The sequence below is a fragment of the Mycobacterium sp. NGS24 genome, assembly GCF_059813065.1.
The window spans coordinates 71641-89818 of sequence record NZ_JCALDW010000013.1; the positions used below are offsets into that span (position 1 = coordinate 71641).

Annotated in this window: 24 protein-coding genes; 12 read left to right on the plus strand and 12 right to left on the minus strand. The window is 65.7% G+C overall.

Annotated features, from left to right (window positions below; translation table 11 throughout):
• Positions 1 to 149: 149 nt before the first annotated feature.
• The 5 genes from AC5Y6Y_RS17445 to AC5Y6Y_RS17465 form a co-directional block, all read right to left on the minus strand.
• Positions 150 to 1010, minus strand: a complete 861-nt coding sequence (locus tag AC5Y6Y_RS17445) for a hypothetical protein (RefSeq protein ID WP_473139880.1) — start codon at positions 1008 to 1010, stop codon at positions 150 to 152.
• 19 nt (positions 1011 to 1029) lie between these two features.
• The gene (locus AC5Y6Y_RS17450) at positions 1030 to 1302 is read right to left on the minus strand and encodes a hypothetical protein (protein WP_499918763.1); all 273 of its coding nucleotides are present in this window, start codon (positions 1300 to 1302) and stop codon (positions 1030 to 1032) included.
• 260 nt (positions 1303 to 1562) lie between these two features.
• Complete coding sequence (locus AC5Y6Y_RS17455; protein WP_473139878.1) at positions 1563 to 1718, minus strand: hypothetical protein; 156 nt, start codon at positions 1716 to 1718, stop codon at positions 1563 to 1565.
• A 10-nt stretch (positions 1719 to 1728) separates the two neighbouring features.
• The gene (locus tag AC5Y6Y_RS17460) at positions 1729 to 2223 is read right to left on the minus strand and encodes a hypothetical protein (protein ID WP_473139877.1); all 495 of its coding nucleotides are present in this window, start codon (positions 2221 to 2223) and stop codon (positions 1729 to 1731) included.
• Between the two features lie 310 nt (positions 2224 to 2533).
• Positions 2534 to 2701 carry a hypothetical protein gene (locus AC5Y6Y_RS17465; RefSeq protein WP_473139876.1) on the minus strand — a complete coding sequence of 56 codons (168 nt, stop codon included), beginning with the start codon at positions 2699 to 2701 and terminating at the stop codon, positions 2534 to 2536.
• Between the two features lie 184 nt (positions 2702 to 2885).
• On the opposite strand from AC5Y6Y_RS17465, the gene AC5Y6Y_RS17470 reads away from it, so the two are divergent.
• The 5 genes from AC5Y6Y_RS17470 to AC5Y6Y_RS17490 all read left to right on the plus strand — a co-directional run bounded on the left by AC5Y6Y_RS17470 (position 2886) and on the right by AC5Y6Y_RS17490 (position 5493).
• Complete coding sequence (locus tag AC5Y6Y_RS17470) at positions 2886 to 3671, plus strand: TIGR04255 family protein (protein WP_473139875.1); 786 nt, start codon at positions 2886 to 2888, stop codon at positions 3669 to 3671.
• On the plus strand, positions 3658 to 4200 hold the full coding sequence (locus tag AC5Y6Y_RS17475) for a hypothetical protein (RefSeq protein WP_473139874.1): 543 nt from the start codon (positions 3658 to 3660) through the stop codon (positions 4198 to 4200). Before AC5Y6Y_RS17470 ends, AC5Y6Y_RS17475 begins: the two co-directional genes overlap by 14 nt.
• The gene (locus AC5Y6Y_RS17480) at positions 4197 to 4625 is read left to right on the plus strand and encodes a hypothetical protein (RefSeq protein WP_473139873.1); all 429 of its coding nucleotides are present in this window, start codon (positions 4197 to 4199) and stop codon (positions 4623 to 4625) included. The genes AC5Y6Y_RS17475 and AC5Y6Y_RS17480 overlap by 4 nt, the downstream gene beginning before the upstream one ends.
• 171 nt (positions 4626 to 4796) lie before the next feature.
• A complete protein-coding gene (locus tag AC5Y6Y_RS17485) occupies positions 4797 to 4979 on the plus strand; it encodes a hypothetical protein (protein WP_473139872.1) in 183 nt (60 codons plus the stop codon).
• Positions 4969 to 5493, plus strand: a complete 525-nt coding sequence (locus tag AC5Y6Y_RS17490; RefSeq protein ID WP_473139871.1) for a hypothetical protein — start codon at positions 4969 to 4971, stop codon at positions 5491 to 5493. Before AC5Y6Y_RS17485 ends, AC5Y6Y_RS17490 begins: the two co-directional genes overlap by 11 nt.
• Here AC5Y6Y_RS17490 and AC5Y6Y_RS17495 read toward each other — a convergent pair.
• Positions 5490 to 5696, minus strand: a complete 207-nt coding sequence (locus AC5Y6Y_RS17495; RefSeq protein WP_473139870.1) for a hypothetical protein — start codon at positions 5694 to 5696, stop codon at positions 5490 to 5492. The genes AC5Y6Y_RS17490 and AC5Y6Y_RS17495 overlap by 4 nt on opposite strands.
• Before the next feature lie 261 nt (positions 5697 to 5957).
• A complete protein-coding gene (locus AC5Y6Y_RS17500) occupies positions 5958 to 7772 on the minus strand; it encodes a hypothetical protein (RefSeq protein WP_473139869.1) in 1815 nt (604 codons plus the stop codon).
• Between AC5Y6Y_RS17500 and AC5Y6Y_RS17505 the strand changes: the two genes are divergently transcribed.
• Entirely contained in the window at positions 7738 to 8682 is a 945-nt protein-coding gene (locus AC5Y6Y_RS17505) for an NAD-dependent epimerase/dehydratase family protein (protein ID WP_463828528.1), read from the plus strand. The genes AC5Y6Y_RS17500 and AC5Y6Y_RS17505 overlap by 35 nt on opposite strands.
• A 24-nt stretch (positions 8683 to 8706) precedes the next feature.
• On the opposite strand, the gene AC5Y6Y_RS17510 is transcribed toward AC5Y6Y_RS17505, so the two are convergent.
• From AC5Y6Y_RS17510 to AC5Y6Y_RS17525, 4 genes are read right to left on the minus strand one after another with little or no spacing between them, the layout of a single operon-like run.
• Complete coding sequence (locus AC5Y6Y_RS17510; RefSeq protein ID WP_473139868.1) at positions 8707 to 9069, minus strand: DUF2304 domain-containing protein; 363 nt, start codon at positions 9067 to 9069, stop codon at positions 8707 to 8709.
• Entirely contained in the window at positions 9066 to 9761 is a 696-nt protein-coding gene (ppgS, locus tag AC5Y6Y_RS17515; protein WP_463828530.1) for a polyprenyl-phospho-N-acetylgalactosaminyl synthase PpgS, read from the minus strand. The genes AC5Y6Y_RS17510 and ppgS overlap by 4 nt, the downstream gene beginning before the upstream one ends.
• Positions 9762 to 9796: 35 nt before the next feature.
• A complete protein-coding gene (locus AC5Y6Y_RS17520; RefSeq protein ID WP_473139867.1) occupies positions 9797 to 11062 on the minus strand; it encodes a hypothetical protein in 1266 nt (421 codons plus the stop codon).
• A gap of 30 nt (positions 11063 to 11092) precedes the next feature.
• A complete protein-coding gene (locus tag AC5Y6Y_RS17525) occupies positions 11093 to 11581 on the minus strand; it encodes an inorganic diphosphatase (protein WP_473139866.1) in 489 nt (162 codons plus the stop codon).
• A gap of 90 nt (positions 11582 to 11671) precedes the next feature.
• Between AC5Y6Y_RS17525 and dacB the strand changes: the two genes are divergently transcribed.
• The 6 genes from dacB (at position 11672) to AC5Y6Y_RS17555 (ending at position 17936) form a co-directional block, all read left to right on the plus strand.
• Positions 11672 to 13060, plus strand: a complete 1389-nt coding sequence (dacB, locus tag AC5Y6Y_RS17530; RefSeq protein WP_473139865.1) for a D-alanyl-D-alanine carboxypeptidase/D-alanyl-D-alanine endopeptidase — start codon at positions 11672 to 11674, stop codon at positions 13058 to 13060.
• Positions 13057 to 14100, plus strand: coding sequence for a zinc-dependent metalloprotease (locus tag AC5Y6Y_RS17535; protein ID WP_463828534.1), 1044 nt, complete (start codon positions 13057 to 13059; stop codon positions 14098 to 14100). Before dacB ends, AC5Y6Y_RS17535 begins: the two co-directional genes overlap by 4 nt.
• On the plus strand, positions 14079 to 15038 hold the full coding sequence (gene tilS / locus AC5Y6Y_RS17540; protein WP_473139864.1) for a tRNA lysidine(34) synthetase TilS: 960 nt from the start codon (positions 14079 to 14081) through the stop codon (positions 15036 to 15038). The genes AC5Y6Y_RS17535 and tilS overlap by 22 nt, the downstream gene beginning before the upstream one ends.
• Positions 15035 to 15652 (plus strand): hypoxanthine phosphoribosyltransferase, encoded by a 618-nt coding sequence (gene hpt, locus AC5Y6Y_RS17545; protein WP_473139863.1) that lies wholly within the window; start codon positions 15035 to 15037, stop codon positions 15650 to 15652. The genes tilS and hpt overlap by 4 nt, the downstream gene beginning before the upstream one ends.
• Before the next feature lie 724 nt (positions 15653 to 16376).
• Positions 16377 to 16676, plus strand: coding sequence for a PE family protein (locus tag AC5Y6Y_RS17550; RefSeq protein ID WP_463828537.1), 300 nt, complete (start codon positions 16377 to 16379; stop codon positions 16674 to 16676).
• Positions 16677 to 16688: 12 nt separating this feature from the next.
• Positions 16689 to 17936: a PPE family protein gene (locus AC5Y6Y_RS17555; protein WP_463828538.1), complete on the plus strand. Its 1248-nt coding sequence runs from the start codon at positions 16689 to 16691 to the stop codon at positions 17934 to 17936.
• A 12-nt stretch (positions 17937 to 17948) separates the two neighbouring features.
• Here AC5Y6Y_RS17555 and AC5Y6Y_RS17560 read toward each other — a convergent pair whose 3' ends face one another.
• On the minus strand, positions 17949 to 18146 hold the full coding sequence (locus AC5Y6Y_RS17560) for a three-helix bundle dimerization domain-containing protein (RefSeq protein ID WP_463828539.1): 198 nt from the start codon (positions 18144 to 18146) through the stop codon (positions 17949 to 17951).
• Between the last annotated feature and the right edge of the window lie 32 nt (positions 18147 to 18178).

An 18178-nucleotide genomic window follows, 5' to 3' on the forward strand; every position in this document is an offset into this window, starting at 1 on the left:
GGCCGGTGTTATCGCTGCAGGGGACGCGATCTGGGGGTTTTCACCAAGACTGAGATCGGACGCAAACTGTGGTCCAAGATCTGGACGGGCAAGCACATCCGTGCAATTGCACGGGACTATGGCGGGATTTCTTCCGATGGACATGGACATTAGCGGCCCTTCGGCATCCGGTCCGAAATGCCTTGCAGTGCTTGCCTGTACAGCTCATCAGGGTGACCACCGAGGGACAGCCACCTGTGCGTCCCGGCCAGGACACAGAGCGACGCCGCGTCCATTGTCGCTGTAATGAACTCGGGATCGGGGAGACGCTGAATCCGGAAGTACCCAGGCTCGTACTCATCTCGGCTGTGCAGCTCGTACCCCTCAATGCCAAACCAATTCTGTCCATGCGCCGCGCCGCTAGCGGCATTCCATATGTAGGCCCACTCGTCGGGATCGCGCTGAACATGCTGCGCCGCATGACGTATGAGCCCTTCGTACCCGGGCGGATTATCCGCCGGCCGCAGCGGCAGCGGCGAGTCGCGAGCACGCCGTTCAAGGTTGTTGATCCGCGACTGGATATAGGACTCGTCGCGCACACCTGCCCGGAGAGCCTGGCGATGGTAACGAAAGTCGCGGTGCAGCAAGCGGACATGGCGACTGGCGCAGTCCTCGGAGATAGGCGAGCTGAGCGGCCAAAGCGCATGGGCGGCGGCTTCCAGACCAGCACGTCCCAGCAGCAGATACGACCGGTACGGCACCTCGTGCGCCGCATCCGGGGCGAACTCGTACGGAGAGAAGTGATCGGCCCAGAAACCGAGAGAGTCACCCGCAGCCAACAAGTACTCGCGCGTCCACGCCGAGACTTTCTCATGCGGGTAATGAAGATCTGCGGTAGCGAGTGCGCTGCCTGGTACCGGGTCGACGGTTCTCTGCATCACGAGTCGGCATGACCGGGCCAATAGCGCCGATGATTTCCATTCCTCTAGGTGCTCGTCGGGAACCGGTGAGGGGGTCGGTGGTTCGGTCATGCGGGCTCGGGGGACTTGATCAGTCGACGAACTCGTAGGGCACACCCGACGCGTACGTGTCAAAGCGATCGCCGCTCTCCAACGCATCGATCAGGCGGGCCACCGCGAACTCATGTCGGGTGATCTCGAGGCCCTGGTGTCCGAGTCCGAGCGGTAGGGCGCAGCGTCCGCCGTCAACGTATACGAAGTTGACTCGATCAACGAGCGACCCCCGCCAGAACACGTCGGCATCGTGCATGGACACCTTGGGATCTGGAAACTCCGCCCACCCGAATTTCAGATCGCGCGACATCAAACCGGATTCTCGCCCGAATGCGATGGTGATGTCGATGTCCGGCTTGTAGACCGCAACGTACGTGTGACCGTGAACCTCGCAACCGGCCGATCCGTCGGCGGGGCTGCTCCAAGTCGCGAAGCTGTCACGATACGTTGGGCCCGAACGGATTCGATGCCAGTCAGAGTTTCTGGATGCGGTGATGAGTGTGCGTAACTCGTCGAACTGCATGCGGGCTCCCTCCAAAGATAATCCAGCGTCGGGCAAGACAACGCGCGTTATTTGTCCCCATCGCGCCGACTTCGGCGTTCCTCGATTTCACGCTCACGGCGATCTCGTTCCTGCGCGAGCTCGGCCTTCTTACGCTCGGCGGCCTCTGCCTTCCTTCGTTCGATCTCTTCGCGCTTGCTCTTGTTGTCCCAATGGTCAGTCACGTGCGGTCCTTCAGTGGAGGGCGATAGCGCAAAGGAGCAGTACGACTTCGACTACGAGCAGCACGACCGCGCAACGGAACGCATTCTGTCTCAGTTCGAGCATGTCGTGGTTAGCCTCGGCTCCGGTGATCATTGCATCGATGACGTACCGGCGGATAGCTGCTTCGTCATCTCCCGCCGCAATCCTGGCCATGATCTTCGAAGCTGACGGGGTGTAGCACCACATCTTGGCCGGCCACACGACCACCAGCACGCTGATACCTAGAGCGACCACGACCAGCAAGAGGATCAGGGCTATGCCGGAACAAAGCGCGGACTCTGAGTCCGGATCGCTCTGGATCAAGCCGACCCCGGCTGAAAAGGAGATAAACAGCGCGGTAGTGGCGAGCAGATTGCTCGCCCTGGTTCGCGTGTTCGCTAGCGTGGCGTCCTGCAGCTTCAGCCGTTCCTGCGCTACGGCATAGGCCAATTCAAGGCGCTTGTCGGAAGCGGGCTCGGCCGACACTAGAACGCGGAATCTTCCGGACCCGGATCTGCGTGACCAACCACTGGCATTGCGACTGGCCCCCGAGTCTCCTCGACGGTCACCCACTGCGCGGGACTGATGTAGAGGGTCTCGCGGTCTGCCTTGCTAATTTTCAGGACGCCGCCGGCGACTACCTCCAACCTGTCCCGGTGTCGAAGCTCAGGGGCGGTTCGCCTGTTATCAGTTGCACCTTGATTGCCATGCGGTCAGTCTCGCTCCAGGGCCGGACACATCGGTCTAAGACTCCGGTGATAACTCGGGAGATTGTTACCTCGGAGTCAGTGGCCGCTCAGCTGTGCAGAATGTGGCCGCCGGCGCCACCGAGGGCTGTGATTGCGATTTTTGAGCCTCCTGACAGCAGGCCGTCAAGCACTTTTCGGGCTCTGCTGCGCTCCGGCTCGTCCAAGTCTTCATCCTCGGCGACAGCCACGTCCAAAGACATGATCGACACCGCCATGACCGCCCAACTCCCACGCCAACGCCAATCCGTCAGAGGCATACCCGGATACACAATCTGATGCCACGGGACTCGATTCGGTCCTCACTGGTCGGCATTAGCGATCACGCTGCTGCCGGCGATGACGCCAGTGTCGCTGGTCACAACCGTCCCACCGCTGCCTTAACATTGCACAATGGGGGGCGTGGCCATTGCACAAGCTCTCCCCTCGTTCAAACTGCCGCCGGTGATCGAGGTGGCCGCGGGCATTCACTTTCTGCAGTTGCCTGGTCTTGACACGGTCGCGTTGGTGCGCCTGGTCGACAGATGGCGAGAGCGTTTCCCGAAAGTTCAGGAACAGGTAGCTCTGCCACCACTGGGGCCGGCCAACTTCATGTTCCAATTCGGCAACTCGGTCGCACCGATTCGGTTGTGGGTTTTGACCGAGGACGAATCACTACTCATTCAGGTGCAACACGACCGCCTACTGATCAATTGGCGTAAGCAACAGGGTGATAACCCGTATCCGCGCTATGACGTGTTACGTGCTGAGTTGTCGTCTATCTGGAGCGACTTCGAGCGTTACATAGAAGGTGCGGGATTTGGCGTTCTCCGGCCAAGTGCCGCAGAGGTGACCTTCTTCAACCGAATCGCGGTAGCCGGCGCATCTGATGTACCGCGGGTGATTGATGCGCTCTCGACCACCTTCACTCTCGACGGTCATGTCGCAACCAGGGTCCAGATGGAGCGCCAACTCAGCGAGACGGACGGCCAACCGTTTGGGCGGCAGACAATATCGCTCGGTTACCCTGCTGACGAGAATGAGCTGCAACTTGAGATCAACTCGATAGTTGCGATAGACGCCGAACTTTCTTCAGTGGACGTCTTCGCCGCCCTTGATGTTGCACATAGGGAAGGCGTAATGATGTTTGACCACGTCACAACGGAGGGCATGCACATCGAATGGGGAAAGACCGATGCCAGTAATTGAACAATCGCCAATCACTTCGTCGCCCAGAACTGTGCCGACGTTTATTCAAGATGCGCATATTCGATGGTGGGCCGCCCAGCCCGGACAACCGCAAGTCTCCCACCCGACGCGGTCAGAAGTCATCGTGTACGCACAGAGCGAGCTGGCCAAGCTAACGCGGCTGCCCCGAGGTTGGGACGGCGCCAGCGGCCGCGCGGTGCACACCGCAGTCGCGAACCTTGCGGTCTCCTTGATCAAGGCACTCACACACGCTGATGGGCTTGCAACGCCGCAGTTCTCGCCGCTCCCCGACGGCGGACTGCATGTCGTCTGGCTCGTTGATGGTGACCAACTCACAATCGCATTTGAGGATGGTGAACTGGCGTTTCGTGGCTACTGGGCCGATGGTCGTGAAGCGTTTGATCATGAACTCGCAGTCAGCAAAGGCCAGACTGACGGGCCTCGACTGCTAGGAGTCGCACTCGATGATTCGCGCATCTTCCTCGAGAAGATCAGTGCAGGAGTTCAACATCAACTGATTCCGCGGTGAAGGCTGACGATCCTCAGATCGGCCCAGAGGAAGTGCTGTACCGATATTCGCCAAGCATCCCTCACGAACACTGGACAGTGACCGACCAGGGAACGAAGAAGGTGTCGATCACCGTGGCTGCAGTGCGCTTTGATGACGACGGCATCTCTTGCTATCGAGACCGAATTCTCGCCGAACACGGACTCAGTTGGGCGGATGTCAAGCGGGAACCCAAGAATGGAGTTTTCTCGATGCTGGTGAAGGATGTCCGGGAGGTCTGCCTCGGCGTGGCGTTCGACCCATACCCTGACACCGAACAGTCACACCCTCGCGACGTCGCCCATTCCCTAGTCGTCGACAACGACCTACCGAAGAAGCAGGGCAGGAAAGCGCGCGAGGACCTAGCCAGGCGGGCGCGGATAATCCACAGCGGTATCACGGAATAGAAGGCGCAGACGCGACGCAAGCCCGGTTCGCCGAGCCGCCCCCCGGCCCGCCCACCTGCGCGTTTTGACACGAACCGGCAGGTCGAAATAGCCGGGAGAGATATAGTTGTCAGAGGTACATGCGACGCTACGAGAAACAAAGCTATCGTTACGAACAGAGGGGGTGTGAGTATGGCAGTCAAGTTTCAGAAGATCAGCGCAGACGGATCGTGGAAGATCTTCGATCAAGCTGCTCACCGTCTGCTCGGCATTGATGGCGCGACGTTCGCGCGGCGTTGGGACAACGGCTCCTATGCGGATGACTCCGACACTGACGTGATGAAGGTCGCCATGCTTCGTCCGAGTGGCCGGTAGGACTCAGGCCGAAGCAGTTAAGGCGTTTGTCGCGCCGATCCAGGCCGCCCTCGGTATGTTCCTCGACGGCAAGGTCACCGCCGACAACTACAGGGCAGGCGAAGAGGGTGTTCTCACCCTCAACAACGGCGAGGTCGTCGGACTCCGCGCCGCCGGCAAGCTGGGCCTGAGTGTGAGTATGCGATACAAAATCGTCGCCTCCGACGATCGTGACCGGGGTCCGTGGAAGGTCACCACGACGGGCTACATGTACGACCTGCTGATCGATGGCACCCCCCAATACGAATATCACTGGCACCCGATTTCGTCGTCGCATGAAGTGCGTCCACATCTTCACTGCTCGGCACTCGGCAAGGGGCACATACCGACCGGCCGGGTCATGATCGAGGATGTACTGAAGTTGGCGTTCCAGCAGGGAGCGGAGCCTCGCGACGAGAAGCGGTGGGAGAAGCTGGATAAGCGCAATCGCGAGATGTTTGCGCGCGGTGCCACCTGGGGGGTAGGGCCGTCCTAGTCTGCTGTCAACGCCGACTCCAGTCGCATGACGGCCTCGTACAAGGCCACCACGACCGCCTCCGACTCCTTGCCGTAGTCCTTGGCGACGTCCCAGACCTTCGCCGAAATCGGCAGTTTCTCTGGTCTGGGGCCAGGGAGGTAGTGCGACGGCTGGCCGGAACCGCCGAATGTGGTGGTCTGGACGCTGATGTCGGTGCTCATGTGGGTGACTGTAATGAAAGGCACCGACAAAATAGACGGGTCTCCACTTTCCTGATACAAACGCCCCTAAATCACCCCGGATCCGTGGGCACGCTAGCGGACGATGAATCGTGTATCACGTTGCGCTGCAATATCTTAGCGGACTCTCTTGAACGCTATCGTTCTACGTCAATATGTGAATAGGTCAGGAGTTCGATTCTCCTAGGCGGCTCCACACTTCACCGGATCGGCGACGCGCCGCGAAGTTTCCGGGCTGGGCGCTCACAGCGGCGCCAGAAACCCCACCGGCCCGGAGGCCAGACACAGCGCGAGTGCAGCGGTGTTGGCCCGCACCGTGATCGCATCGCCGGCACCCGGCAACCGGGCATAGACGCGGTTGAGTCCGGGATGCACCGGGACCTTCACCTCTGGCCCGTCGGACAGGGCCAGCATCATCGAGCCGTCGGTATTGGCCAGGTAGTGCAACTCGACAGTCCAGTCGGCCGGCAGCAGCGGACCGTCCAGGATCAGGCGCGTCGGGCGGTCCGGCTGGGCGAAGTAGCCGCACTGCGCGACCGGCCCCGGCCTGATGGTCCGCACCCAGGTCACCCGGGCGTTGACCAGTTGCCCCTTGCTGTTGAACATCCGCAATTGTGTTGTGGCGGAACTGAATTCAGGTCGATCGCGAAGCAAAGCGAACAGCTGGCTGGCCAGGTTCTGCGGCCATGCCACCCGCTGCAAGACCATCGGGTCCACCTCCTGGTCCAGCAACGGCACCGTCGGGTCCGCCATTGCCAGGCCGGCCCGGGCGTTCTTCAGATAGGGCTCGGCCGGATTGTCGCGCCATACCTGCGCGAACGTCGACGTCGAGTACAGGCTGCTGGCCAAGAAGAGCAGCGCCACAACGGTTGTCGCAGCGGTCCGGAGCCGCGAGGTGTCCAGCCACGCCGCCGACGGCCGGTTGGGGGCGGCGAACGCGATCGCGGCCAGTAGCGCCAGCACCACCACCAGGTCGGGGAAATACCGCAAGGTCTGCGCCAGTTCGAGGGCGGTGAAACGCGACGACCGCATCAGGTAGATCGGAACCTGGCAGGCCACGGCGTAACCGGCGGCGATCAGCCACACCGGTCCGATCCGCTGCTTGCGGATCAGCGAAACCGCCAGCGCCGCAGCAACACTGAGCCATCCGAGCGCCATCACCACGGTCCCCGGGGTGGCCCACGGGGAGGCCGGCGCCCAACGCGCCCAGTGCCAGGGGCCGCCGGCCAGACCGGGCACGATGCCGTGCGTGACGGACCGGCGCAGCAGGGCCCAGGTCATCGCGACGTCCGAACTCCATCGCCGCTGATTCACCACGACCAGATACAGCACCACCCAGCCGGCGGTCACCGCCAGCGACGGCACCCACAGCCGGATGCCGGCCCGCCAGGCGGCCCGCAGCGGCGACGCATCTGCGCGCACATGACCGGCGAGGGCCACGACCGCGAAGGCGACGAACGGGATCACCGCGGCCTTCTCGAAGAACAGCAGGCCACCGAGATACACCGACACACCCGTCAGCGCGTAACGCTGCCTGCCGGTGCGAACCAGCAACACCGCGTCACCGCACACCCACGCCAGCGCCGCCAGCATCGGCAGCGAGTTCAGCGCCGCCGCCCACCACGCGAACCCCGGCACTCCCAGCGGGGTGAACAGCGCGAAGGTCAACGGGAGCAACAACACCGGCCGCCAGCCCAGAATCACCCGCAGCGCCCGCAGCAACGCCAGCGACGCCAGCAGTTGCAGCACCACCAGACTGACCGCCGCCCCGGCCCACTCCAGCGGTGCCAGCCGGATGATCGCACCGGCCAGCAGAAACGCACCGGGCATCACGTGCCCGTCGTGGTCGTCGAACAGATACGACGGGGACACCAGACTGTGGCTGCCCGCGCGGCCGATCAGAATCAGATCGTCCCAGTAGAAATAGCCGCTGAACGCCAGCGCCGCGCGGATTGCCAGCTGCACCGCGATCAGCACACCTGCGGCGACGATGACCGCCCGCGCCACTCGGTATGGTGGGCCGGTGCGCGCACTGGTCACCGGGGCTGCCGGTTTCATCGGCTCGACGCTAGTCGACCGTCTCCTGGCCGACGGTCACACGGTGGTGGGCCTGGACAACTTCGCGACCGGCCGGGCGACCAACCTCGAGCATCTCCTCGACGAGCCGGCGCACACGTTCGTCGAGGCCGACATCGTGACCTCGGACCTGCAGCCCATCTTCGACGAACACCGCCCCGAGGTGGTGTTCCACCTGGCGGCCCAGATCGACGTGCGGCACTCGGTGGCCAACCCGCAGTTCGACGCCTCGGTCAACGTGATCGGCACCATCCGGCTGGCCGAGGCGGCGCGTCGCGCACAGGTACGCAAGGTCGTGCACACCTCCTCGGGGGGGTCGATTTACGGCATCCCGCCGCAGTACCCGACGCCCGAGACGGTGCCGACCGATCCTTTTTCGCCCTATGCCGCGGGCAAGGTGGCCGGGGAGATCTACCTGAACACCTTCCGGCACCTGTACGACCTGGACTGTTCGCACATCGCGCCGGCCAACGTGTACGGTCCGCGCCAGGACCCGCACGGCGAGGCCGGCGTGGTCGCGATCTTCGCCCAGGCGTTGCTCGAGGGCAGCAGCACCAAGGTGTTCGGTGACGGCTCCAACACCCGCGACTACGTCTTCGTCGATGACGTCGTCGACGCCTTCGTCAAGGCGTCCGGCGAGCAGGGCGGCGGGCAGCGGTTCAACGTGGGCACCGGAGTCGAAACCTCCGATCGCCAACTGCACACCGCGGTCGCCGCCGCCGTGGGCGGGCCCGACGACCCGGAGTTCCATCCGCCGCGGCTAGGTGACCTGAAGCGCTCCTGCCTCGACATCGGTTTGGCGGCAGAGATTTTGGGTTGGCGACCGCAGGTCGGGTTAGCCGACGGGGTGCGGCGCACGGTGGAATATTTCCGGCACAAGCACGGGAGTTGAGCCCGCCGGGGCGGGCGGCTGAATTCACTCTCGCGGCGACGAACCCACGCTGGCATCGGGCGGTTGCGCGCCTTCCAGCGCGATCGCCCGCGCCAGGCGCGCGTAGCGCAGTTCCAGATCCTTGAACCGCATGTAGGTGCTCAGCGTGGTGAAACTGAACGCCATGATCAGCGCGTAGAGCATCAGGTCGGTGCCGCGGTTCACCCCGAACCAGTGCGCGACCACCGTCGTATCGTCCGGACGGAGCACCGCGTAGACACCGAGCAGCACGAACAGGACGTAGCCCACCTTCACCCACGCGCGCGCCCGGGCGCTGCGCCGCGACCGCAGCAGGAACATTAAAAGCGCGATGATGGCGCCGATCAGCAGCGGCTGAATCCAGTTCACCGTCGTATCCTCCCGCGCAGGAACCCGTCGAAAATGATGTTCACGCCGTTGAGCAGCGGCTGCCCCTTCGACTTGGAGTAGTCGGTGTAGAGCACCTCGACCGGTTCTTCGGCCACGCGCCAGCGGTTTTCGGCGATCAGCATGACGATCTCGGTGGCGTGGCTCATGCCGCTCATGGTGATGTTCATCCCGTCGGCGACGGTCTTGTTGAAGACCCGCAGGCCGTTATTGGTGTCGGTGAGCCCGAGCCGGCGGCCGCGCCGGCTCAGCCGGGCCGCGGTCTGCAACACGATCCGCTTCAGCAACGGCGGGCGGGTGGCCACCGCCTGGCCGAAACGGGTCCCGATCACGACGTCGACGTCGCCCCGCTTGATCCGCGCGACCATCGTGGCCACGTCTTTGACGCGGTGCTGACCGTCGGCGTCGAATGTCGCGAACACCGCGGCGCCGGGCTGCGCGCGGGCGTACTCGATGCCGGTCTGGATGGCCGCGCCCTGACCCAGGTTGATCGGATGACGCACCAGGTGAGCGCCGGCCCGCCGGGCGATTTCACCGCTGCCGTCGGAGCTGCCGTCGTCCACGCAGACGACGTTGTCGAAAACCGATCGCAGTTCGCTGATCACCGCACCGATGACAGCGCCTTCGTTGAAGTTGGGGACGACGATCCACACGTCATGCGTTTCAGAACCCATGTCAAGCCACAAAGTACACGCCGGGCAGGCCGCGATCAGGTGCCGACGCGTGCGCCGCGCCCGAGCGCAAGCAGGTGGACGGCGATCCCCACCAGGGGTCCACACAGCAGCGCGACCACGGTGCGGGTCTGCAATGCGGTCGGCAGCAGCAGCAACAGCCCCGAGGTCACCGTCGCGCCGACCCACCCGAGCGAATACGCCCGATGCAGGGCGGCCGCGACGGTGGCGGATCCGGTGAGCGTCAACAACCCGATCGCGACGGCGGCGGCGGTCAGCCAGGCCAGCAGTGCACTGCTGGTTGCGTATTGCGACCCGAACGCGAAACGCAGCAGCCACGGGCCCACCACGGCGGCGAGCAGCACCCCGATCCCGCCGATCCCGGCGACCAGCAGCGCCGGGGATACCAGCGCCCGCAGTCGGTGGCCGCGCTCGTCGACGAAGTGTGCGATCAGGTTGCCTTGCATGGCCATCAGCGGCACCAGCAACGGCGCCCGGGTCAACGTGACCGCCAGGATCACCACACCGCCTTCGGTGCCCAGTTCGGCGGAGGTCACTTTCAACAGCACCGGGAAGCCCATCACCAGGATCGCGCTGGCTCCGGCGGCGGTGATCGAGTGTGCGGCGCCGCGCAGGAAGGCGGCGGGGCTGCCCGGGGTCAGCAGCCGTGCCGTGCTGCGTGCCGCGGGCGAGGCGGCCAGGATGATCAACCACGCCACCGAACCCGCGACGGTCGCCCACAGGAACCCGGCCAGGCCCCAGCCGATCACGAAGGTGGCCGCGGCGACCGCCACCCGGATGACGGCGTCGGTCACCATCAGCGCCCCGTAGTGCCCCCATCGGTTGGTGCCGGCCAGCATGCCCTGCAGGGCCGAGTGCAGGCAGAATCCGGTCAGCCCGACGCTGAGCAGCGCCACCGACAACCAGCGGTCCGCGACGAACACCCGCCCGCTCCACAACGGTGAGCTGCCGGCGATCAGGACGGCCGAGACCAGCCCGACCAGGCCGGCCACCTGCAACGGGCGGGTGCGGGGCCGCTCGGGCAGCACGTCGAGGTACTGCATTGCGCGCACCTCGCGCGTCGTTTCCTGCAGCAGGCCGGAGGCGGCGCCGGTGACCAGGCCGAACGCTCCCCAGAAGACGGCGAAGACGGAGAAGCCGCTGGGCGCAAGATGGCGTGCGGCCAGGTAGACCACCGCGTAGCCGCAGCACGCGGTGACCGCGGTGGCCGTGCCGACCCGGGCGACGCTGCCGCGGGTGACCGGTCCCGCCGACACTGCGGGGGTACCCGCGCCGTCCGTCACCGTCGCGACACTAGCGGTCGAGGATGTCGGTCAGTGCCCGCTGGTCTTGAACCGCTCCACCGAACGCTGCACCTCGGCCTCGGCCTCGGCGCGGCCGACCCAGTCCGCGGCCTTGACGAACTTGCCGGGCTCCAGGTCCTTGTAGTGCACGAAGAAGTGCTTGATGGACTCGAGTTCCCACTCCGGAACGTCGCCGATGTCCTGGATGTGGTCCCAGCGCTTGTCGCCGGCCGGCACGCAGAGCACCTTGTCGTCGCCACCGGCTTCGTCGACCATCTGGAACATGCCCACCGGCCGCGCCTCCACCAGCACCCCGGGAAACAGTGGTTGCGGCAGCAACACCATGGCGTCGAGCGGGTCACCGTCTTCACCCAGGGTGTCCTCGATGAAGCCGTAGTCGGCCGGGTAGCCCATCGGGGTGTAGAGGTAGCGGTCCAGGCGCACGCGACCGGTCTCGTGGTCGACTTCGTATTTGTTGCGCTGGCCCTTGGGGATTTCGATGGTCACGTCGAATTGCACGGCTACACAGTAGTCGAGCAGGTGCGGCGGCACTGCTGTGTGGGCGGTTCGGCAGAATGGGACACGACAAGACAGGAGATCGCGCGATCTATGGCTCCCAGACGCTGGCGCAAGACCACCCGGGTGTTCGTCGGGTTGGCGGTGCTGGCGTGCGTGGCTGCGGTGGTGGCGGCGGCCGTGCTGTTCACCACCGGCGGGCACGGCAGCGGCGGGGCGCGTTCCACGGTGCCGCCGCCGCGACCCCCGACGGTCAAGGCAGGCGTGAGCGCGGTGGCCGACAACGCAGAGGCACCCAGCCCGACGGGGGTGGCCGCGGCGCTGGCGGCGGTGGTGGCGGATCCCAATCTGGGCAGACTGGGCGGCCGGATCACCGATGCCATGAGCAATAAGCAGCTCTGGCAACAGCTCGACGACGTACCGCTGGTGCCGGCGTCCACCAACAAGGTGCTGACTGCCGCCGCGGCGCTGCTCACGCTGGACCGCCAAGCCCGGATCAGCACCCGGGTGGTGGCCGCCCCGAATAGCGCGCAGGGTCCCGTTGTGCTGGTCGGTGCCGGGGACCCGACCCTGTCCGCGGCCCCGCCCGGCGTGGACACCTGGTATCGCGGTGCGGCACGGATCAACGACCTGGTCGAGCAGGTGCACCGCAGCGGTATGACGCCCACCTCGGTGCAGGTGGACATCTCGGCGTTCAGCGGTCCCACCCTGGCGCCGGGCTGGGACTCCGCCGACGTCGACAACGGTGACGTCGCCCCGATTGAGGCGGCGATGATCGACGCCGGCCGGATCCAGCCCACCACCGTCAACTCCCGCCGCAGCCGGACGCCGGCCCTGGATGCCGGCCGGGAGCTGGCCATCGCGCTGGGGCTGGATCCGGCGGCGGTGTCTATCGCTTCGGCGCCGTCCGGTGCGCGCCAGCTGGCGGTGGTGCAGTCGGCGCCGCTGGTGCAGCGGCTGTCCCAGATGATGAACGCCTCGGACAACGTGATGGCCGAATGCATCGGCCGCGAAGTGGCAACGGCCATCAACCGGCCGCGCAGTTTCACCGGGGCCGTCGACGCGGTGACCAGCCGGCTGAACACCGCGCACGTCGACACCGGCGGCGCCGCCCTGGCCGACTCCAGCGGACTGTCGGTGAACAACCGTCTGACGGCCCGCACCCTGGACGGCGTGATGCAGGCCGCCGCAGGTCCGGATCAACCATCGCTGCGGGCACTGCTGGATCTGCTGCCGATCGCCGGCGGCAGCGGCACGCTGGGCGAGCGGTTTCTGGACCGGTCCACCGACCAGGGCCCGGCCGGTTGGCTGCGGGCCAAGACCGGCTCGCTGACCGCGGTGAACTCCCTGGTGGGGGTGCTCACCGACGCCAGCGGACGGGTGCTCACGTTCGCATTCATCTCCAACGACGCCGGCCCGAACGGTCGCAACGCGATCGACGCGCTCGCCACCCGGTTGTGGTTCTGCGGGTGTGCGGTATGACCGACAGCGCGGAATTGACGATGGGCAACGCCGTTGACTGGCGTTTCGCGGCCACCGTCGGGGAAAAGCTGACCCGTGGCGGTCCGGTCACCTCTGACTACACCCGACGGCAGGTCGTGGATCAGCTGCTGCGGTCCGCCGAGCAGGCCGAACCGCCGGTCCGCGACGTGACCGGGCTGATCACCGACGGCGCGGTGCCGCCGGCGCGGGTGGTGGACCGGCCGGCGTGGATCCGGGCTGCCACCGAATCGATGAAGGCGATGACCAACGGCAGCGACCAGCCCCGCGGCCGGCTCACCGGCCGGCTCACCGGCGCGCAGACCGGTGCGGTGCTGGCGTTCGTGTCGTCGGGCATCCTCGGTCAGTACGACCCGTTCGGGTCCGAGGGCGGAACGCTGCTGCTGGTGTATCCGAACGTCATCGCCATCGAGCGCCAGCTCAATGTCGATCCGTCGGACTTCAGATTGTGGGTGTGCCTGCACGAGGTCACCCACCGGGTGCAGTTCACCGCCAACCCGTGGATCGCCGGTTACATGTCGAGTTCGCTGGGTCTGCTGACCCGGGAACCCGCTGACGATATCCGCGAGGTGGCCGGCCGACTCGCCGAATTCATCCGGTCGCGCGGTGCCGGGACGGACGATCCCAATGCCACCGGGATCCTGGGCCTGATGCGCGCCGTGCAGTCCGAACCGCAACGCCAGGCGCTGGATCAGCTGTTGGTGCTCGGCACCCTGCTGGAAGGGCACGCCGAGCATGTGATGGACGCGGTCGGGCCGATGGTGGTTCCGTCGGTCGCCACCATCCGGCAACGGTTCGACGAACGCCGCCGCCGCAAACAACCGCCGCTGCAGCGGCTGCTGCGCGCGCTGCTCGGTGTCGATGCCAAGCTCAGCCAGTACACCCGCGGCAAGGTGTTCGTCGACTCGGTGGTGGAGCGGGTCGGGATGAAGCGTTTCAATACGATCTGGACGGGACCCGAGACGCTGCCGCTACCCGCCGAGATCGAGCACCCACAGCGATGGATCGACCGGGTGCTTTAGCCCAGTTGCGTAGGGCTGCAGCAGATTTCGCGCAGACCTATCTGGGTCCTGACGAGCGGTGGTGCATCGGACTCTCCGGTGGCCCGGATTCGCTGGCGCTCACCGCCGTCGCAGCTCGGTTGCGCCCCACTACCGCGCTGATCGTGGATCACGGGTTGCAGTCCGATTCGGCCGAGGTGGCCGAAACCGCACGGGCACAAGCTCTTTCGATGGGATGCGCGGATGCCCGGGTATTGCGCGTGCAGGTCGGCACCGACGGCGGCCCGGAGTCCGCGGCCCGGACCGCCCGCTATGGCGCGCTGGCCGCCCATCGGGACGGGCCGGTGTTGCTGGCGCACACGCTCGACGACCAGGCCGAGACGGTGCTGCTGGGCCTGGGCCGCGGCTCGGGAGCCCGCTCGCTCGCCGGTATGCGTCCGTTTGATCCGCCGTGGTGCCGCCCGTTGCTGGGGCTGCGGCGGGAGGTCACCCACGCTGCCTGCCGCGAGCTGGGCGTCACCGCCTGGCAGGATCCGCACAACGGCGACCGCCGTTTCGCCCGGGTGCGGCTGCGCACCGAGGTGCTGCCGCTGTTGGAAGACGTGCTCGGCGGCGGGGTCGCGGCGGCGCTGGCCCGCACCGCGACCGCCCTGCGCGAGGACACTGAGCTGATCGATGCGCTCGCCGCGGAGGCGCTGAGCGGGGCGACGACCGGTACGGGGCTGGATACCCGGGCGCTCGGCGAGCTGCCCGACCCGGTGCGTCGACGGGTGATTCGCCGTTGGCTGCTGGCCGGCGGTGCGACCGGACTTACCGACCAGCAGATTCGCGGGGTCGACAAACTGGTCACGGGCTGGCGCGGCCAGGGTGGTGTGGCGGTTGGGTCGCAGCTGCGCGGTCGCCGGCTGGTCGCGGGCCGGCGCGACGGCCTACTCGAGTTGCGCCCCGAGACGATTTGACGGTTGCGTTGGTTGTTGACCGGTCGGCGTGGCACGCTGTGGACGTGACGGCGGAGCTGTATCCGGGGGATATCAAGTCGGTGTTGCTGACCCGGGAGCAGATCCAGGCCCGCATCGCCGAGCTCGGGCAACAGATCGGTGACGACTACCGTGACCCGGCGGCCACCACCGGTCAGGATCTGCTGCTGATCACCGTGCTCAAGGGTGCCGTCCTGTTTGTCACCGACCTGGCCCGCGCCATTCCGCTGCCGACCCAGTTCGAGTTCATGGCGGTCAGTTCTTACGGGTCCTCGACATCGTCGTCGGGGGTGGTGCGCATCCTTAAAGATCTCGACCGGGACATCCACGACCGCGACGTGTTGATCGTGGAGGACGTGGTCGACTCGGGGCTGACGCTGTCGTGGTTGCTGCGGAACCTCAGCAGCCGGCATCCGCGCTCGCTGCGGGTGTGCACGCTGCTGCGGAAACCCGATGCGGTGGGGGCCAACGTCGACATCACCTACGTGGGTTTCGACATCCCCAACGACTTCGTTGTCGGCTACGGCCTGGATTACGACGAGCGCTATCGTGATCTGTCCTATATCGGCACTCTGGACCCCCGCGTTTATCAATAACCGCTGGTAGATTACTTTCCGTTCACCTGCTGTTCAGCTGTCGCCGAGGTGAACACCGTCCTAATTGAGTGACCTGGATAACACCCAGCAAACGCCGTTCTGGTTCGAAAGTCGACTGCTGGCCGCTTATGGGGGCAGGTCCGGTTCAACGATTTCACGTTTAAGCAGCGGCGATCCGGTGGGAATCTCGCGTCGTTCGCAAATCTGCGGGTCCGACGCCGGGACCGTCGCCGAGCCTGGACTCCGCCGCCATCGGAGGCGGTGAGCAGCCGCTCGGCGGCGACGAGCCGTCGGTCCGGTCCAGTCTGTTCGCGTGCGCAGGGAAGTCGCAGGCAGTCGCGTCCGGGCTGGAACTGCAGGTCAACGGCGTTCTCTGGGATATCAGGCGGCAGCTTGTGCCCCGATTGGTGGCGGTGTTCGCGGCGGATAGCCGGGGCCGCAGACGCACAGGGTAGCTGCGATTGCACGTGCTTTTTAGAACTTCATATAAAACTCATTTCATATATGAAACATATATGATTCATACCTAGTCTCCACTCCACCTGCGGATTCAATGCAGCAAATGAATAGTTATTGTCCCGCCAGTGAACAAGCCGCTGATGGCCTGGTTTGCGCCCTTTGTCGGACTTAACGTGGTCGAGGAACCAGCTCAGCGACGAGTGACGTGCCACGTCATTGGTCGCTGATTGCTGTTGTGCAACGTAAACGTTGAGGGAGGACTCAAATGTCGACTGTCTTTGCTGAGCCAGAAGTTCTGACCGGTGCGTCGGGGGAGCTCATGTCAATTTTCTCGGCCCACCGTGCCGGCAATTCCGCCGCCGCGGGCCCGACGAGTGCGGTCGTTCCGGCCGCATCCGACGTGGTGTCGCTGATCATGGCCAACCATTTCGTCAACCACGCCACGCTGTTTCAGGCGATCAGTGAGCAGGCCGTGGCGGTCCAGGAGCAGTTGGCGACCACGCTGGGTCTCAGCGGTAGTTCCTACGGCACCACCGAAGCCGCCAACGCTGCCACGATCGGTTAGGACGACAGGTCAATGTTGGATTTCGCAGCTCTTCCGCCGGAGGTCAACTCCGCGCTGATGTATGCAGGTGCGGGGTCGGGGCCGATGCTGGCCGCAGCCGCTGCCTGGGAAGGTTTGGCGGGCGAATTGCAATCCGTTGCAGCCTCCTACGGCGGGGTCGTCACCGGCCTGACCGACGGGCCGTGGGCCGGCCCCTCGGCCGCAGCCATGGCCGCCGCGGCCACGCCGCAAATTGCCTGGTTGACCGCTACGGCCGAACAGGCCGCACAGACCGGCGCGCAGGCTGTCGCCGCGGCGGCAGCCTACGAGGCCGCATTTCTGGCGACGGTGCCGCCACCGGTGATCGAGGCCAACCGGGCACTGCTGGCCGGTCTGCTCGCGACGAACTTTCTGGGCCAGAACACCGCGGCAATTGCCGCCACCGAGGCGCAATATCTCGAGTTCTGGGCGCAGGACGCCGCCGCCATGTACGGCTACTCGGGTGCCTCCGCGGCGGCCGCGGACCTGCCGACTCTGACACCGCAGTCCGTCGCGACCAGCATCGCCGGGCTCAGCAATCAAATCAACGCGCAGATCAACGCGGTCAACTCCGCCCTGGCATCGGCGGGTTATCACGATGTGGTGCGGGCGCTCAACCAGCTGGGCGGCCTGACGAACGTCCCACCGTGGCTGGCCAATCCGCAAGCAGCGCTCGGATTGACCGGAGCGGCCTGGAATGCCAACGGCGACGGGATCGTGTTGAACGGAATCCTGGGCGATGTGGTGGAAGGGCTGACCGGTTCCCAGACGGTGGACTTCAGTTCCGGGTTCGACACCTACATCAGAATGGTCTCTCCATTCCGACTGAGCACCACCGCGATGAAGGATATCGACGGCCTGTTCCACAGCGCGTTCCCCGCGGCCGCAAAAGCGGCAGAGGGCGCGGCAAAGGCGGCGGAGGGGGCTGCGGCGGCTGCTGCACCGACCTTCGGCAGCGGTTTCGGCAACGCTCTCGGCGGGATCACCGGCGCAGTCGGCAACGCGGCCAAGGTCGGGGCGGTCTCGGTCCCGGCCAGTTGGACGGCCACGCCGGGGGCGACGCCGATCAACGTGGCGCTCAACGGCGCTGCAGGTGCGGCCGCCGCCCAACCCGCCACCTCAGCGTTCGGCGGGCTCCCGATGGCGCCCGGGGCCGGCACCGGGCGCAGTGTGGCGAACTTCGCCGCTCCCCGCTACGGCTTCAAGCCCACCGTGATCGCGCAGCCGCCGTCCGGCGGCTAGCGCAGCAGCCGCCTACCTGGCCCCCGCCAATTCGGCGTTGACCCGCCGCTCGACGAGCAACGGGATGAAGTCCCGGATCCGGCTGTGGGCCAGGCTGGCGCGTGCATTCTCGATGGCGCCGGCCACCTGATCGGGCGGCAGATGGCGGTATTGCGTTGCCAGTCGGCGCTCCAGACGGGCGATCATCGCGTCCTCGTTGATCCCGGCCATCGAGTAAGCGTGCGACAGGATGCACCGTCCGT

Excerpts from the sequence above, each read along its gene's own strand:
- AC5Y6Y_RS17465 (WP_473139876.1), bottom strand. The coding sequence starts at position 2,701 with ATGGCGGTGTCGATCATGTCTTTGGACGTGGCTGTCGCCGAGGATGAA.
- AC5Y6Y_RS17500 (WP_473139869.1), bottom strand. The coding sequence starts at position 7,772 with ATGAAACCGGCAGCCCCGGTGACCAGTGCGCGCACCGGCCCACCATAC.
- ppgS (WP_463828530.1), bottom strand. The coding sequence starts at position 9,761 with ATGGGTTCTGAAACGCATGACGTGTGGATCGTCGTCCCCAACTTCAAC.
- AC5Y6Y_RS17535 (WP_463828534.1), top strand. The coding sequence starts at position 13,057 with ATGACCGACAGCGCGGAATTGACGATGGGCAACGCCGTTGACTGGCGT.
- AC5Y6Y_RS17555 (WP_463828538.1), top strand. The coding sequence starts at position 16,689 with ATGTTGGATTTCGCAGCTCTTCCGCCGGAGGTCAACTCCGCGCTGATG.
- AC5Y6Y_RS17560 (WP_463828539.1), bottom strand. The coding sequence starts at position 18,146 with ATGGCCGGGATCAACGAGGACGCGATGATCGCCCGTCTGGAGCGCCGA.
- AC5Y6Y_RS17475 (WP_473139874.1), top strand. The coding sequence starts at position 3,658 with ATGCCAGTAATTGAACAATCGCCAATCACTTCGTCGCCCAGAACTGTG.
- AC5Y6Y_RS17550 (WP_463828537.1), top strand. The coding sequence starts at position 16,377 with ATGTCGACTGTCTTTGCTGAGCCAGAAGTTCTGACCGGTGCGTCGGGG.
- AC5Y6Y_RS17445 (WP_473139880.1), bottom strand. The coding sequence starts at position 1,010 with ATGACCGAACCACCGACCCCCTCACCGGTTCCCGACGAGCACCTAGAG.
- AC5Y6Y_RS17450 (WP_499918763.1), bottom strand. The coding sequence starts at position 1,302 with ATGTCGCGCGATCTGAAATTCGGGTGGGCGGAGTTTCCAGATCCCAAG.
- tilS (WP_473139864.1), top strand. The coding sequence starts at position 14,079 with ATGGATCGACCGGGTGCTTTAGCCCAGTTGCGTAGGGCTGCAGCAGAT.
- AC5Y6Y_RS17485 (WP_473139872.1), top strand. The coding sequence starts at position 4,797 with ATGGCAGTCAAGTTTCAGAAGATCAGCGCAGACGGATCGTGGAAGATC.
- AC5Y6Y_RS17495 (WP_473139870.1), bottom strand. The coding sequence starts at position 5,696 with ATGAGCACCGACATCAGCGTCCAGACCACCACATTCGGCGGTTCCGGC.
- dacB (WP_473139865.1), top strand. The coding sequence starts at position 11,672 with ATGGCTCCCAGACGCTGGCGCAAGACCACCCGGGTGTTCGTCGGGTTG.